The following is a 16452-nucleotide window of genomic DNA, read 5'->3' as shown; positions in this document are numbered from 1 at the left end:
ATGAAAGTTTGAGATGGAGATGAGCTTATGACGGGTATTCTTGATTCTGTGAATCAGCGTACGCAACTCGTCGGTCAAAACCGATTAGAACTCTTAACGTTCCGTCTAATGGGACGCCAACGTTATGGTATCAACGTATTTAAAGTTAAAGAGGTACTCCAGTGCCCTAAGCTAACTTTAATGCCCAATTTACATCGCCTAGTCAAAGGTGTTGCTCATATTCGTGGTCAAACCGTTTCTGTCATTGATTTGAGTTTGGCTGTGGGCGGACGCCCAACCGCCGACCTTGATAAGTGTTTCGTTGTCATTGCTGAATTCAACCGATCCATTCAAGCTTTCTTAGTAAGTTCGGTCGATCGAATTGTAAACATGCACTGGGAAGCCATTCTTCCCCCGCCAGATGGCTCAGGCAAGGATAACTACTTAACCGCAGTCACCAATATTGATAATGAATTGGTAGAAATTCTTGATGTAGAGAAAATTTTGGCAGAGATTTCTCCGGTTAATGAGACAATGGATTCATCGATCGGTGAATCGATCGCCCAAGTTGAAACGGAAAAAGAGATCATTCGTCGAATTTTAATTGCCGATGACTCAACCGTTGCGCGTAAACAGGTTCAAAGAGCAGTAGAATCGATAGGTTTTGAAGTGGTTGCTGTCAAGGATGGCAAGGAAGCGTATGAGAAATTGGTTGAAATGTCACAAGATGGGCCGATTTACAATCAAATATCTTTAGTGATCTCTGATATTGAAATGCCTGAAATGGACGGCTATACATTAACAGCAGAGATACGTAGAAATTCAGATTTGAAAGATCTATACGTTATTCTTCACTCTTCATTGAGCGGCGTTTTTAACCAAGCCATGGTTGAGCGAGTGGGTGCAAACTCATTCATTGCTAAATTTAACCCTGATGAGCTTGGGAATGCGGTGAAAGCCGCACTAGTTAACTAAAGAGAAATTAATGACTGCTATAACTATAAGCGATCAAGAATATCGCGATTTCAGCCGTTTTTTGGAATCTCAGTGCGGGATTGTACTTGGAGATAGCAAACAGTATTTAGTGAGAAGTCGCTTAAGCCCACTGGTTGCCAAGTTCAAGCTAACCTCTCTTTCTGACTTGTTACGTGATGTGGTTACGGGGCGAAACCGTGAGCTACGAGTTGCAGCGGTTGATGCCATGACCACCAACGAAACACTGTGGTTCCGTGATGCTTACCCCTTCACCGTTTTAGCGGAACGTTTATTACCAGAGGTTGCGGCAAATAAACGCCCTATAAAAATTTGGTCAGCAGCAAGCTCTTCAGGGCAAGAGCCTTACTCGATGGCGATGACGGTACTGGAAACTCAACAGCGCAAGCCGGGTATGTTGCCGAGCGTAGCCATCACCGCGACGGATATTTCCGCCAGCATGTTGGATATGTGTAAGGCGGGGATTTATGACAATTTAGCGCTTGGCAGAGGGTTATCACCGGAGCGTCGTAAAACCTTTTTTGAAGATGCGGGTGATGGTCGAATGAAAATCAAAGATAACGTTAAGCGTTTGGTGAATTTCCGTCCTCAGAACTTGATGGAGAGTTATTCTTTATTGGGTAAGTTCGATATTATTTTCTGTCGTAACGTTTTGATTTATTTCTCACCTGATATGAAGTCGAAAGTATTAAATCAAATGGCCAGTAGCTTAAACCCCGGCGGCTACTTATTGCTTGGAGCATCGGAGTCACTGACGGGATTGACCGATAAGTTTGAAATGGTTCGTTGTAACCCTGGCATCATTTATAAACTCAAATAGTTACATCCCTATATTGCCACTTGCCCAGCTTTTGCTGGGCTTTTTGCCATTACCGGCTTTCTTCTTATCTTTATGAGCCATGTTTAGTTAGCCGTTTTATGGTGTGTTGAGAAAAGCGGTGCAAATTTTGCTTATGTTTCGAGAGATTTTTATTGAGATAAAACGATTATAAGTACGGTTGTTTGTTTAAAGTTGGTACGTTACTTGCTTTTATGTAAGTAGTAACAGTCAGTTTTTAGTGTAGAGGCAAACATGGCTATTTCTTTTGACAAGGCATTAGGTATTCACCAACACACGGTTGGTGTACGTGAGCGCAATGCTGAGGTGATTTCCACCAATATTGCACAAGCGAACACACCGGGCTTTAAAGCAAAAGGAATGGACTTTCAAAAAGCATTGCAGGCGGCAAGTTCAGGGGAAAGCATTGGTCTTAGCCGTACGGATGGTCGGCATATATCTGCCTCCACGAAAGTAACTGGCGAGAGTCTCTATCGAATTCCGACTCAACCTGATACGGGTGATGGCAACACGGTGGACGTAGATTTAGAGCGTAACTTGTTTATGCAAAATCAAATAAGACACCAAGCCTCACTGGACTTCTTAGGAAGTAAATTCAAGAACTTAACGAAAGCAATCAAAGGGGAATAAGTAGATGAGCTTATTTAATGTGTTCAATGTGACTGGTTCTGCAATGAGTGCTGAATCTGTTCGTCTAAATACGACCTCAAGTAACTTAGCCAATGCGGATAGTGTGAGTAGTTCGGCGAAAGATACTTACAAAGCGCGTCATGCGGTGTTTGGTGCAGAGTTAAGTAAAGCGCGTTATAACCGTGATCATAATGTACCTGTAAAAGTATTAGGTATTGTTGAAAGCGATAAACCGCTTAACGCAGAATATAACCCAGATCACCCACTTGCCAACGATGAAGGCTATATTTACAAGCCTAACGTCAATGTGATGGAAGAGATGGCTAACATGATTTCGGCTTCTCGTTCTTATCAAACGAACGTGCAGGTGGCTGATGCAAGTAAACAAATGCTGCTGCGCACGCTGCAGATGGGTCAATAGGATAAGGGGATAGCGTATGGCCGGAATAAATAACATTGGTCAAAGCGGCTTGTCTTATATTGACCAGCTGAAAAGTCTTCAAGACCAAAAGAAAACAGAAGAGACCACGGGGAAGCAAGATCTTAAACAAGAAGACTTCCTGTCGTTACTCACTAAACAACTGGCTCAGCAAGATCCTTTTAAACCGGTCAGTAATGACCAGATGATCGCCCAAATGGCGTCATTTGCCACGGTTGATGGTATCGGCAAAATGAACACTCAGTTTGAGAGTCTCAACTCGTCAATGACATCCAACCAAGCTCTACAGGCTTCATCACTGGTTGGTCGTGATGTGTTAGTACCGGGAGCTGCAGGGATCAAAAAAGAGGATGCTGGGATGGCTGCGATGGTCAAACTTCCTCAAAGTTTAGATAACTTGTTTATCCGAATAGAGAATGAAGCTGGGCAATTGGTTCGTACCTTTGATGTCGGGGCTAAATCAGCCGGTGATAATCGCGTTGAATGGGACGGTAACGATCAAAACGGTAATCCATTGCCGGGCGGCAAATACCAAGTAAAAGCTTCGGGTTTGCTCGATGGAGAAAGCAAGGAGTTTGCGGTATCGACTTACGCAAACGTCAATAGCGTTCTGCTGGGTAAAGGTGATGGTAACGTACTGCTCAATCTGGCTGGATTTACATCGCCAGTTAAACTTGCTGAAGTACTAGAAGTTGGCAAAGCGTAACTCTTTATAGAGTAGATATGCTAGCTAGATAGGAGATTTTGGAATGTCGTATATATCATTAAGCGGTTTATCCGCAGCTCAGTTAGATCTGAACACCACCAGTAACAACATTGCTAACGCGAATACCTTTGGTTTTAAAGAGTCGCGTGCTGAGTTTGGTGATGTTTACTCAACCTCATTGTTTACCAACTCCAAAACGACTCCAGGTCAAGGTGTTCAGGCGAACAAAGTGGCACAACAATTCCACGAAGGTTCCAGTATTTATACGAATAACCCGATGGACTTGCGCGTTGCGGGAACCGGGTTCTTTGCGGTTGCGAAAGATAAGCTGACGCCTCAACAAAATGAGCTGACCAGAAATGGTGCTTTCCACCTCGATAAAAATGATTACATGGTAACGTCAAATGACGAGTTTTTGCTTGGCTATGATGTTAACCCTGATACCGGTGACGTACTTTCGTATGAGCCCAAGCCTATCAACATTCCTGCTCAGTTTGGTAAACCTAAACAGACAGCCAATGTTGAACTTGGCGCGAACTTACCAGCTGGTGGTAAGTTAAAAGATCCGGCTTTATTTGATATTACTGATCCCGAGACGTACAACCGTACTACTTCATCGACAATCTATGATTCGATGGGGCAGCCTTATAAGTTGACATCTTATTACCTCAAAGATCAGGCGCAAGCTAACACATGGCAAACCTATTACACCGTGACGGATAAAACGGGTGAGAAACCAATCAATGTCGTTGGTGGTGATGCCACTACGCCTAAAGGCCATGTTGGGCATACCATGAAGTTTAACAATGATGGTACGCTAGCCAGTATGAATAATGGTCAGCAAATTGTAACCGAGCCGTTAGGTTTGGGGGCAAACCCAGTTGAACTCAACGGTGCTGATGCCAACCAGACCTTGTCGTTCAGTCTCGATTCAGCTACGCAATTTGCCGCTCCTTTTGAGTTGACTAAGTTTGTACAAGATGGTGCAACCACGGGCTTTTTGACGAAGATCGATTTCGATGAAAATGGCAGTGTGCTAGCCACTTACTCAAATGGTCAAAATACCATTCTAGGACGTGTGGGGCTTGTCCGCGTAGCCAATGAACAAGGCTTAGATAAAAAAGGTGGCACGCAGTGGGATTCGACTCAATTCTCAGGTGATAAAATTTGGGGTGAATCAAACAAAGGCTCATTTGGTACCATCAGTAATGGTGTTATTGAACAATCCAACATTGATATGACTCAAGAGCTGGTGGATCTTATCTCTGCTCAGCGCAACTTCCAAGCGAACTCGCGTGCTTTAGAAGTGCATACTGGATTACAACAAACGATTTTACAAATCCGTTAATTCCTTTAACGTCATCTACGGCAATACCAAGTTAGCGGCAATGTTAGCTTGGTATTGTTGCCATCTGTAAGCGGCAATCTGAGCTATTCCCTTCTTGAACTCTTTGTTTTTTATATAACCTTTTGATTATAAATATTCATTTAAGTTGGCACGTCAATTGCTTTTAATAATCGAACGATGATTATTGGAGCAGATTATGGACCGCGCACTGTTTCTCGCCATGAGTGGCGCAAAGCAAAATATGCAAGCCATGCAATTAAGAGCGAACAATTTAGCAAACGTCAGTACCACGGGGTTCCGTGCTGATTTGGCGCAGGCTCGCTCAATGCAAGCTTATGGCGAAGGGTTACCGAGCCGCGTGTTTAGCATGACAGAACGTCCGGGACATAATTTTGCGCAAGGCAGTGTCATTACCACGGGGCGCGATCTCGATATCACCATTCAAGGTGACGGTTGGATTTCCATGATGGATAAAACCGGCAAAGAGGGGTTAACCCGCAGTGGCAACCTTAGCATTGACCAAGATGGCATGCTCATAAATGGTAGCGGCCATCTAGTGCTAGATGGAACGGGCGCGCCAATCACTTTACCTATTCCATTGAGTAAAGTAGAAATCGGTAATGACGGTACTATTTCCGTTCGTCCGCAAGGCGCTCCAGCCGATGCGATGGAAGTGGTAGGCCGAGTTAAACTGGTTCGACCCAATAATCAATCCCTATACAAAGATACGAATGGTTTATTCCGTGCTAAAGATCCTAATGCAGCATTCGAAGCAGATGCTAGCGTAAAGCTATTAAAAGGTGCGCTGGAAGGCAGTAATGTCAATGCGGTGGGTGAGATGACTAGCTTGATTGAGCTACAACGTCAGTTTGAAATGCAAGTCAAAATGATGAGCACCGCAGAAGAGATGGACAAATCGTCCGATTCACTGCTTCGTATGAGCTGATAAGCACTAAAGGAGATTACTATGCAACCTGCATTATGGGTAAGTAAAACCGGGCTTGATGCCCAACAAACCAATATTGCCACTATCTCAAACAACCTAGCCAACGCCTCGACTATTGGTTTTAAAAAAGGTCGTGCGGTATTTGAAGATCTGTTTTATCAAAATATTAATCAACCGGGCGGTCAATCTTCGCAAAATACCAAACTGCCAAGCGGTTTGATGCTTGGTGCGGGTTCTAAAGTGGTGGCAACACAAAAAGTGCATACCCACGGCAACGTACAAACCACGACCAATAGCCTCGATATGATGATTGAAGGTGACGGCTTTTTCCAAATCCTGATGCCAGATGGCAATATCGCTTATAGCCGCAATGGTCAATTTACCCTCAATGACGAAGGGGCGATTGTGACTTCCGGTGCTGGTTATAATTTGGAGCCTGAAATTGTGATTCCACCGGATGCAATCTCTATTACTGTGGGTAATGATGGTGAGGTGTCCGTTAGGCTTCGCGGTCAGCAAAATAACCAAGTGGTTGGTCAAATTACTACGGTTGATTTTATCAACCCTGGTGGCCTAGAACCGATAGGCCAAAACTTGTACCTACCAACAGGAGCCAGTGGCGATCCTCAAGAAGGAGTGCCGGGGCTTGATGGCCTTGGTGATGTCCGTCAATCGATGCTTGAAACTTCTAACGTGAATGTCACAGAAGAGTTGGTCAACATGATTGAAGCGCAACGCGTTTACGAAATGAACTCAAAAGTTATCTCTGCTGTAGATAAAATGATGAGTTTTGTGAACCAACAACTCTAATCATTAACTAAGAGAATGCTGCGATGAAACGTCTATTGAGTCTTGTATTGGTTACTGCTTTGTCTGGTTGCTCATTAATGCCACCACCGATTGATACACCTGAAGTCGTTCAAGGTACAACCGTTGTCGATGCGGTTGAAGGCGATAAGTCAGAGGCGGAGGGGGCAGGTTTGCTGGATTCGATGCGTAAGCGATCAGATCCTTTGGCTGGCGATCCTGCCTGGGCTCCTATTCATCCAAAACAAAAACCAGAGCATTACGCCGCAGAAACAGGTTCACTATTTAATTTGGCGCAGATGAACAGCCTCTATGATGATTCAAAACCGCGTGGTATTGGCGATATTATTACCGTCAATCTTGATGAAAGTACTAAAGCGGCCAAGAGTGCTGATGCGGACCTATCCAAATCCAATGATGCGTCTATGGACCCACTGGCTGTCGGTGGTCAAGATCTCACGATTGGTGATTACAACTTCTCTTATGCGCTGAAAAATGACAATAAGTTCAATGGCAGCTCTGCAGCAAACCAAAGTAACAGTATTTCTGGTTCTATTACGGTTGAGGTAATAGAAGTGCTCGCTAATGGCAACTTAGTCATCCGTGGTGAAAAATGGCTTACACTGAACACTGGCGATGAATACATTCGCTTAAGCGGCACTATTCGTCCTGATGATATCGATTTTGACAACACCATTGCTTCGACTCGCATTTCTAATGCACGCATCCAATATTCAGGTACGGGCACCAATCAAGATATGCAAGAACCTGGATTCTTGGCACGATTCTTTAATGTCTCTCTTTAACGCCAGAGTTCTGGCGTAAAGAAACGTAGAAATTAAGGTACTAGACCATGAGAAAATTCACCCTGCTTGTTTTAAGTCTGTTGCTCATCGCAACCCACGCGCAAGCGGCCCGCATTAAAGATATCTCTCAAGTTGCGGGCGTGCGGAGTAACCAATTGGTGGGTTATGGTCTAGTGACTGGGCTACCGGGAACGGGCGAATCGACACCGTTCACCGACCAAAGTTTTAACGCCATGTTGCAAAATTTCGGCATTCAATTGCCGCCGGGCACTAAACCGAAAACAAAGAACGTTGCCGCCGTGATTGTTACGGCTGAATTGCCAGCGTTTTCTAAGCAAGGTCAAAGTGTCGATGTCACCGTTTCCTCGATCGGCTCTGCTAAAAGTTTACGTGGCGGCACTCTAATGCAAACCTTCCTTAAGGGGTTGGATGGTCAAATTTACGCCGTGGCCCAAGGCAACTTAGTGGTCAGTGGTTTTAGTGCCACCGGTGCTGATGGTTCTAAAATTGTTGGCAATAACCCAACGGTTGGGATGATTTCAAGTGGTGCTATGGTAGAACGCGAAGTCCCAACACCTTTTAGTCGCGGTGATTTTATTACCTTCAATTTGATTGAATCAGACTTTACTACGGCGCAACGTATGGCGGATGCGGTGAATCATTTCCTTGGCCCTGAAATGGCGACTGCGGTTGATGCAACATCAGTACGTGTCCGAGCACCAAGGGATGTAGGGCAGCGGGTTGCGTTTCTTTCCGCAATCGAAAATGTTGAGTTTAATCCTGCTGATGGCTCAGCCAAAATTATTGTCAATTCACGAACGGGAACCATTGTTGTCGGCCAGCATGTGCGCTTGAAACCAGCTGCAGTGACGCACGGTGGCATGACGGTGGCGATTAAAGAAAATTTAAATGTCAGTCAACCTAATGCGTTGGCCGGTGGTCAAACGGTTGTCGTGCCTGATACACAAATAGAAGTGTCTGAAGCTCAAGGGAAAATGTTTAAATTTGAACCGGGTTTGACCTTAGATGATTTAGTGCGCGCGGTCAATGAAGTGGGCGCGGCCCCTTCAGATTTGATGGCGATTTTGCAAGCATTGAAACAAGCGGGCGCGATTGAAGGCCAACTGATCATTATCTAGGAGAGGAAGATGATTAATAACCCCAATGATATTGGCTTTATTCATGATATCGCCAGCTTAGATAAACTTCGTCAGCAAGCGAAAACCGGTGATAAAGAAGGCGAGTCAGCGGCGCTTAAAGCCGCAGCCAAACAGTTTGAAGCGATTTTTACCTCAATGTTGTTCAAATCGATGCGCGATGCCAATGCCGATTTTAAATCTGAGATGTTCAATAGTCAAAATGAAGATTTTTATCGACAAATGCTCGATGAACAAATGTCGAGCGAGCTTAGTACGTCAGGTTCTTTAGGGCTTGCTGATATGATTGTCGCGCAACTTAGTCAGGCTAACGGCACCTCGAAAAACGATCCATCAATAACCGACCCGACGCAAGATGGTTTCCAAGAAGCCATGCGTCGCATAGAACGCAGTAATAGCAGTCGTAATTTAACGCAAGAGGTTATTGAATCTAGCAAAGTTGAGTCGAGCCGATTTGATTCGCCGCAAGCGTTTGTGACTTCAATGAAACCATATGCAGAAAAAGCAGCGCGAGCACTGGGTGTTGACTCTTCATTACTACTCGCTCAAGCAGCATTAGAAACCGGGTGGGGACAAAAGGTTATTCAAAATGCACGTGGTAGCAGTAATAACTTATTTAACATCAAAGCGGATAAAAGTTGGCTCGGTGATAAAGTGGCGACGCAAACCTTGGAGTATCATGACAATACACCCGTTATGGAAAAAGCCGCGTTCCGCTCTTATGGAAATTACCAAGACAGTTTTAATGACTATGTTCGTTTTCTCAATGACAATCCGCGCTACACCCTAGCACTAAACCATAATGGTAGTGGCGAGTCTTTCATTCGTGGTATTCATGCCGCAGGCTATGCCACTGACCCAGACTACGCTGAAAAAGTGTTGAGGGTTAAATCTCAAATTGACGCAATGGAATAACTTCTTCAAAGCCAGTTCCGCTGGCTTTTTTCTTATCTACATTTCCTCTATTCACACTTTAAAGCTCATTTGGCATACATATTGCTAATATTAACTTAGATATTCAGTAACCACTGATTTGATTAGGTTTTCGGGGGGCAGTATGGCGTCGGATCTTCTGAATCTAGGTGCACAAAGTGTGCTTACCGCTCAGAGACAACTCAGCACCACAGGTCATAACATTTCTAATGTTAATACAGACGGTTACAGCCGTCAGTCTGTGATCCAAGGGACCAATACGCCTCGTCAATACGGTGGTGAAACCTACGGCATGGGTGTACATGTGGAAAAAGTTCGCCGCTCATGGGATCAGTTTGCCGTTAATGAATTAAACCTATCTACCACTAGCTTTTCCTTTAAGCGCGACGACGAAGAGAATCTAGATATGCTCTCAAGATTATTGTCGTCAGTAGCCTCGAAAAAAATCCCTGAAAATTTAAACGAATGGTTTGATGCGATTAAAACTTTAGCCGACAGCCCGAATGATGTAGGTGCGCGTAAAGTTGTACTTGAGAAAGCGGATCTGATCACTCAAAACATGAATGATTTTCACGAGAACATTCGCCGCCAATCGGATGCGACCAACAAAGGGCTAGATGTTGCCATTGAGCGTATCAACCAATTGGCGCTTGAACTTCGAGATTTACAACGCTTGATAATGCGCACTCCTGGTCCTCACAATGACTTAATGGACCAGCATGAAAAACTGGTGGCCGAGTTATCTGAATACACCAAGGTCACCGTGACGCCACGTAAAAATGCTGAAGGGTTTAACATCCATATCGGGAGCGGTCACACGCTCGTTTCAGGCACAGAAGCCAGCCAAATGAAGATGGTTGATGGTTATCCTGATGTGAGCCAGCGCCGCTTGGCCATGATTGAAGGTAAAGGGATCAAGACCATTACCACTGAGGATATTGGCGGTAAGTTAAGTGCGCTGTTTACCATGCGAGATAAGCACATTCCTTACCTAATGGATGAACTTGGCCGCATGGCAACGTCCTTCTCTTATGAAGTCAACAAGTTGCAATCACAAGGCTTGGACTTACGTGGCAATGTGGGAAGAGCGTTATTTACTGATGTGAACTCTGAAGTCAATGCTCGCTCGCGAGCGATCATCGCGGGTAATTCAAAAGCCGATATGACGGTCTATATCGAAGATACTTCAGCGTTGAAAAGTGGTGAATACTCCTTACAGTACAACGGCAGCAATTACACTGTGTTAAAACCAACGGGTGAGCGGGTTAACGTTCCGGTTGTTGGCAGCAGTTTATTTTTAGATGGAATGCGAGTTGAGATTCGCAACGCCCCTCAAGCCGGGGAGCGCATATTGCTGCGTCCAACGCGTAATGGTGCCGCCATTATGAAAATGGCGACCAACGATCCGACAGCCATTGCCGCACAAAGTTATAAAGCCTCCACCACTTTTGCTCAAGGGCGTGCGAAGTTCAATATTTTATCGGCTGGTGGGCTACGTGAATTTGAAGTAGTGATCTCACCAACAGGCGATCAATTTGCGGTCACTGATACCAAAGGCAATGTGTTATTAGAGCCGCAGGCTTACCCACCGTCAAATCCGATTACTGTACTTGGTACAACGTTCGAGTTGACAGCCGGTGCGCTACCCAATGATAAATTTACGGCAAACCTTGTCCCCTCTGAAGGTGACAACGGCAATTTGCGTAAGATGCAGCACATTCAAACAGAGAAAAAACTCAATGGCGGTGAGACGACCGTAATTGGCGTTTATCACGATCTCAATACGGATTTTGGCTTACAACTGTCCACAGCGTCACGTTTAAGTGATGTAGCCAGGCTTGAAAAAGAGTCAGCGCAAGAGCGCATCGCGTCTATTTCGGGTGTCAACCTCGATGAAGAAGCCGCAAACATGATGAAATTCCAACAAGCTTATATGGCTTCCTCACGCATCATGCAGGTGGCTAATGATACTTTCAACACGATTTTGCAACTGAGATAGGAGGCGATAAATGTTAACCAGAATATCGAGCTTCCATAACTATCAATCGGTGCAAAACGATATGCGCCGTCAAGAATCGAAGATCCATCATAACCAAGCGCAATTGGCCTCGGGTAAGAAATTACTTTCGGCCAGTGATAGCCCATTAGCCACTCATTACATCCAAAAAGTAGGGCAGCAAGAGGAACAGTTACGTCAGTATCTTGATGCGATAGTGCTGGTTCGAAACCGCTTAGAGCATCAAGAAGTGATCATTGCCAATAGCGAAAGCTCGACCGATGAGGCAAAGCGCACCGTGATGGAAATGATTAACGGCTCTTTCTCGCCTGAAGATAGAGAAGCAAAAGCGCGTGAGTTGCAAGAGATGTTCAATAATTTAATTGAACTAGCAAATACGCAAGACGAGTCCGGTAACTATATGTTTGCTGGAACTAAGCCAAAGAATCAGCCTTTTTTTAGAGATAATGCCAGTAACGTGACTTATTCCGGCGATGATTATCAGCGCAAAATGCGCATATCCAACAGTTTAGAAATCCCATTCAATAACCCGGGCAATAAAGTGTTTATGGATATTGATAATCCATTTGGTAACTATGAACCGAACTATCAATTAAATGAAGGCTCAGAACTGCTACTTGAGCGAGCAACCAATCTGAATGCTAGTGATACGTCGCGCTATACCATAACGTTTGTTGATATGGCAGATGGCAAATATGGTTATCAACTAGAGAAAGATGGCAGCGTGGTACAGGCCGATGAGTTTGATCCACAAACAGGGATAAAATATCAAGATCTCACCGTACATATAAAAGGCCAAATCTCGAAAGGCGATATCTTAAGCCTAGAGCCGCGTTCAACATTCACTTTGTTTGATAGCTATAAAGATGCCATAGAGCTCTCTAAAGGCTCCGTATCGGATGCGTCGACGACGGCGAAGTTGCATCAGATTACAGAAGAGTTTCATGCGGCTTTTATTCATCTCAATAAAGTGCGTACGGATGTTGGTGCACGTTTGAGCACCTTAGATATTCAGCAAGAGCAGCATGAAGATTTCAAAATTAGCTTAGCGAAATCGAAGAGCAATTTTGAAGATCTTGATTACGCGGAAGCGGTGATTGAATTTAATGAAAATTCACGTGCACTTCAGGCGTCACAACTTGCTTTTGGTAAAACGAAAGATTTAACCCTTTTCAACTATATCTAATCTTCAATGCCTTATGTGCTAAGCCATATGTGCGAAGAATGAAATGTGTTGAAAAATTGGCCTGAAAATTGCTCTTCTAATATCGAAAGGTAAAGAGGCAATCGAGCGGCAAACGAAAGTGGCAACGCGGTTGCTAATAAGAAAGAACTGGATGCTCACTCACAAAGAAAGAATACATTGATTTCTTCTAAGTGATTAAAAAACAAAGAATATTAATTTTAATATCAGATGTTTTAAAAGTTGGCATACTAATTGAATTATCTATATCAGAGTTGATACAACAAGTTTTTAAATCGGCAAATAGCGGATTTAGCAAGTTCACGGTCAGTGCTTCCAAATGAGAGTAAAGCTGGCCGCTTCGCAAAAAGCTTGCGAACTCACTAGGAGAGCAAACTATGACCATTACAGTAAATACCAACGTCTCAGCACTGACTGCTCAGCGTTACCTTAATAAAGCGACGGGTGAATTAAATACTTCGATGGAACGATTATCATCAGGTAATAAAATCAACAGCGCTAAAGATGATGCGGCAGGCTTACAAATTTCAAACCGCTTAACCGCTCAGTCTCGTGGCCTAGATGTGGCAATGCGTAATGCCAACGACGGCATTTCGATTGCTCAGACCGCGGAAGGGGCAATGAATGAGTCGACCAGTATCTTACAACGTATGCGTGACCTTGCTCTGCAATCAGCAAATGGCACCAACTCCGCGTCAGAGCGTCAAGCTCTGGATGAAGAGTCGACCGCATTGCAAGATGAGTTAAACCGTATCGCAGAAACGACCTCATTTGGTGGACGTAGACTGCTCAACGGTTCGTTCGGTGAGGCTTCATTCCAGATTGGTGCGAGCTCAGGTGAGGCGATCATTATGGGGCTTACCAGCATACGTGCTGATGACTTCCGTATGGGCGGCCAATCGTTCCTTGCAGAGCAAGGAAAGGACAAGGATTGGGGAGTGCCAGCGGGCGCACGTGACCTGAAATTTGAATTCACCACCCAGGCAGGCGAGCTTGTTACCCTCGATGTGTTAGCCAAAGATGGCGATGATATTGAAGAGTTGGCGACTTACATTAATGGTCAAACCGACAAGCTTAAAGCATCGGTGGATCAAGATGGTAAATTGCAAATTTTTGCCGCAGAACCGAATTTACAAGGCGACCTTGCCATCTCTGGTGGTTTGGCAACTGAGCTTGGCCTAAACGGCGGACCGGGCGTTAAGACGACGGTTCAAGATATTGATATCACCTCAGTTGGTGGTTCACAAAATGCAGTAGGTGTACTAGATGCCGCCTTGCGATATGTGGATTCACAACGAGCGGATCTCGGGGCAAAACAGAACCGTTTAAGCCATAGCATCAATAACTTGGCCAATATCCAAGAAAACGTTGAAGCATCAAATAGTCGAATTAAAGATACTGATTTTGCGAAAGAAACTACGCAAATGACGAAAGCACAGATTCTGCAACAAGCGGGTACCTCGATTCTCGCTCAAGCAAAACAGTTGCCAAACTCTGCAATTTCATTATTGCAGTAATGTTAGGACCCTTCACCGAACAGCTCAGACGTGGGTTAGGTGAAGGAATCCTTGGCAAAGTATGATTATGGCCGAATATAAAGCTATCTCAAGATGTACCCTGCTTTATAGTCATAGATAATCATGCGCCCCGGTCAGTCGGTAATGTGTTCATTTCTCTGATCTCCACATTGGCTCTGGCTACCAACTAGCCCCGGTTCTCTCAAAGGAAAAGGGGCTTTTCTTTACCTATTATTTACTGCCTTTCTTCAACATATCTCAATTGTTAAGCCGACCGAATGCCCTAAATCTTTAATGCTATTTTCGTATTTCAGCCAATTTTGCAGCGTTAATCTCACTTTTAATCGATGTTGGCTATTTTTTACGAAATCATCGTTTTCTTGTTAAAGGATTCCTAACCGCAGTCGCTAATAATAGTACTTTGAGAGAACTACTTGGTTTTCCGAGACGTCGGAAACCGTTTGTCTATGACGCTAAGTCGGAAAATCAATAGGAGAACCACTATGGCGGTTAATGTAAATACTAACGTTTCAGCTATGACAGCGCAGCGCTATTTAAACAGTGCTAGCAATGCGCAACAGTTATCAATGGAACGTTTATCATCAGGCTTCAAAATTAATAACGCAAAAGATGATGCAGCAGGTTTGCAAATCTCTAACCGTTTAAATGTTCAAAGCAGAGGCTTAGATGTTGCCGTGCGCAACGCAAATGATGGCATTTCAATTGCGCAGACTGCTGAAGGTGCAATGAACGAAACGACTAACATTTTGCAGCGTATGCGTGACTTATCTCTACAATCGGCAAATGGCTCGAACTCAAAGTCCGAGCGTGTAGCGATTCAAGAAGAGATCACTGCGCTGAATGATGAACTCAATCGTATTGCTGAAACCACATCATTTGGTGGTAATAAGCTGCTCAATGGTACTTTTGATACCAAATCGTTCCAAATTGGAGCCGATAACGGTGAAGCGGTCATGCTTAGCCTGAATAATATGCGCAGTGATAATGCATTGATGGGTGGTAAAAGCTATAAGGCAGCAAATGGTCAAGATAAAAATTGGACAGTTCAAGCCGGAGCGAATGATCTGACCATTACGTTGACAGACAAACGTACCGGTGAGCAAACCATCAGCCTAAGTGCAAAAGAGGGTGATGACATCGAAGAGTTGGCCACTTACATCAATGGTCAAACTGATATGTTAAAAGCTTCTGTTGATGATGAAGGCAGACTGCAGATCTTTACTGATAGCAACCGTATTGATGGTGTCGCAACCTTTGGTGGCAGCTTAGCGGGTGAACTGAGTTTCCAAGCAGCAAAAGATGTGACTGTCCATACCATTAATGTCACCTCTGTAGGTGGTTCGCAAGAATCAGTTGCCATTGTTGATGCTGCATTACAATTTGTAGACAGCCGCCGTGCTCAACTGGGTGCATTCCAAAACCGTTTCAACCATGCGATTAACAACTTAGATAATATCAACGAAAACGTAAATGCTTCTAAGAGCCGAATCAAAGACACTGATTTTGCGAAAGAAACCACTGCATTGACAAAATCGCAGATCCTTTCTCAAGCATCAAGCTCAGTGTTGGCACAAGCCAAACAAGCGCCTAATGCCGCTCTTGGTTTACTTGGTTAAGTCGTTAACTTTTAAATTAAAAATCCAGCTTCGGCTGGATTTTTTATGCCTCACTTTTGACGTGATCAAATAATGGATCTGAACAATGAATCAACGGTTAAAAGGGGAGGAAAGTATATATTGTTATGAGGCTAATAAAACAAAACCCAGCCTAAGCTGGGTTTGAATTGATGGTGCGGAAGGAGAGACTTGAACTCTCACACCTTGCGGCGCCAGAACCTAAATCTGGTGCGTCTACCAATTTCGCCACTTCCGCAACTTGTACTGTAGATAGAGTGAACATTGGTTATTCAAACTATCATTGTAAATGGTGGCTACGACGGGATTCGAACCTGTGACCCCATCATTATGAGTGATGTGCTCTAACCAACTGAGCTACGTAGCCATTTAATTAACAATCTTAAATTATGGTGCGGAAAGAGAGACTTGAACTCTCACACCTTACGGCGCCAGAACCTAAATCTGGTGCGTCTACCAATTTCGCCACTTCCGCAA

15 protein-coding genes and 3 tRNA genes are annotated in these 16452 nt (G+C 44.3%); 15 read left to right on the top strand and 3 right to left on the bottom strand.

Features of this window, described 5'->3' with window-relative positions:
• The first annotated feature begins 27 nt into the window (after positions 1–27).
• The 15 genes from VOR_RS0109020 (at position 28) to VOR_RS0108945 (ending at position 15957) form a co-directional block, all read left to right on the top strand.
• Positions 28–954, top strand: coding sequence for a chemotaxis protein CheV (locus VOR_RS0109020; protein ID WP_010319386.1), 927 nt, complete (start codon positions 28–30; stop codon positions 952–954).
• 10 nt (positions 955–964) lie between these two features.
• Complete coding sequence (locus VOR_RS0109015) at positions 965–1792, top strand: protein-glutamate O-methyltransferase (protein ID WP_010319385.1); 828 nt, start codon at positions 965–967, stop codon at positions 1790–1792.
• A gap of 252 nt (positions 1793–2044) precedes the next feature.
• Entirely contained in the window at positions 2045–2440 is a 396-nt protein-coding gene (gene flgB, locus VOR_RS0109010; RefSeq protein ID WP_010319384.1) for a flagellar basal body rod protein FlgB, read from the top strand.
• Positions 2441–2444: 4 nt separating this feature from the next.
• Entirely contained in the window at positions 2445–2861 is a 417-nt protein-coding gene (gene flgC, locus VOR_RS0109005) for a flagellar basal body rod protein FlgC (protein WP_010319383.1), read from the top strand.
• 16 nt (positions 2862–2877) lie between these two features.
• A complete protein-coding gene (gene flgD, locus VOR_RS0109000) occupies positions 2878–3585 on the top strand; it encodes a flagellar hook assembly protein FlgD (RefSeq protein WP_010319382.1) in 708 nt (235 codons plus the stop codon).
• A 43-nt stretch (positions 3586–3628) separates the two neighbouring features.
• Positions 3629–4933 carry a flagellar hook protein FlgE gene (gene flgE, locus VOR_RS0108995; protein ID WP_010319381.1) on the top strand — a complete coding sequence of 435 codons (1305 nt, stop codon included), beginning with the start codon at positions 3629–3631 and terminating at the stop codon, positions 4931–4933.
• Positions 4934–5129: 196 nt separating this feature from the next.
• Positions 5130–5879, top strand: a complete 750-nt coding sequence (locus VOR_RS0108990) for a flagellar basal body rod protein FlgF (protein ID WP_010319380.1) — start codon at positions 5130–5132, stop codon at positions 5877–5879.
• Positions 5880–5900: 21 nt separating this feature from the next.
• Positions 5901–6689 (top strand): flagellar basal-body rod protein FlgG, encoded by a 789-nt coding sequence (gene flgG, locus VOR_RS0108985; RefSeq protein ID WP_010319379.1) that lies wholly within the window; start codon positions 5901–5903, stop codon positions 6687–6689.
• 23 nt (positions 6690–6712) lie between these two features.
• Entirely contained in the window at positions 6713–7492 is a 780-nt protein-coding gene (flgH, locus tag VOR_RS0108980; protein WP_010319378.1) for a flagellar basal body L-ring protein FlgH, read from the top strand.
• Positions 7493–7539: 47 nt separating this feature from the next.
• The gene (locus VOR_RS0108975) at positions 7540–8631 is read left to right on the top strand and encodes a flagellar basal body P-ring protein FlgI (RefSeq protein WP_010319377.1); all 1092 of its coding nucleotides are present in this window, start codon (positions 7540–7542) and stop codon (positions 8629–8631) included.
• A 9-nt stretch (positions 8632–8640) separates the two neighbouring features.
• On the top strand, positions 8641–9564 hold the full coding sequence (gene flgJ, locus VOR_RS0108970; RefSeq protein WP_010319376.1) for a flagellar assembly peptidoglycan hydrolase FlgJ: 924 nt from the start codon (positions 8641–8643) through the stop codon (positions 9562–9564).
• 142 nt (positions 9565–9706) lie between these two features.
• Positions 9707–11581 carry a flagellar hook-associated protein FlgK gene (flgK, locus tag VOR_RS0108965; protein WP_010319375.1) on the top strand — a complete coding sequence of 625 codons (1875 nt, stop codon included), beginning with the start codon at positions 9707–9709 and terminating at the stop codon, positions 11579–11581.
• A gap of 10 nt (positions 11582–11591) precedes the next feature.
• Positions 11592–12785: a flagellar hook-associated protein FlgL gene (flgL, locus tag VOR_RS0108960; RefSeq protein WP_010319374.1), complete on the top strand. Its 1194-nt coding sequence runs from the start codon at positions 11592–11594 to the stop codon at positions 12783–12785.
• A 395-nt stretch (positions 12786–13180) separates the two neighbouring features.
• Entirely contained in the window at positions 13181–14320 is a 1140-nt protein-coding gene (locus VOR_RS0108950; protein ID WP_010319372.1) for a flagellin, read from the top strand.
• 503 nt (positions 14321–14823) lie between these two features.
• Positions 14824–15957, top strand: coding sequence for a flagellin (locus VOR_RS0108945; protein ID WP_010319371.1), 1134 nt, complete (start codon positions 14824–14826; stop codon positions 15955–15957).
• Between the two features lie 171 nt (positions 15958–16128).
• Here the strand turns inward: VOR_RS0108945 and VOR_RS0108940 are convergent.
• The 3 genes from VOR_RS0108940 to VOR_RS0108930 all read right to left on the bottom strand — a co-directional run bounded on the left by VOR_RS0108940 (position 16129) and on the right by VOR_RS0108930 (position 16450).
• Positions 16129–16213: transfer RNA gene (locus VOR_RS0108940), tRNA-Leu, on the bottom strand.
• A gap of 52 nt (positions 16214–16265) precedes the next feature.
• Positions 16266–16342 (bottom strand) — tRNA-Met (locus VOR_RS0108935).
• Between the two features lie 23 nt (positions 16343–16365).
• Positions 16366–16450, bottom strand: a tRNA-Leu gene (locus VOR_RS0108930).
• Between the last annotated feature and the right edge of the window lie 2 nt (positions 16451–16452).

The sequence above is a fragment of the Vibrio ordalii ATCC 33509 genome (assembly GCA_000257205.1).
Classification (GTDB): Bacteria; Pseudomonadota; Gammaproteobacteria; order Enterobacterales; family Vibrionaceae; genus Vibrio; species Vibrio ordalii.
This window is presented reverse-complemented; position numbering and strand designations above follow the sequence as displayed.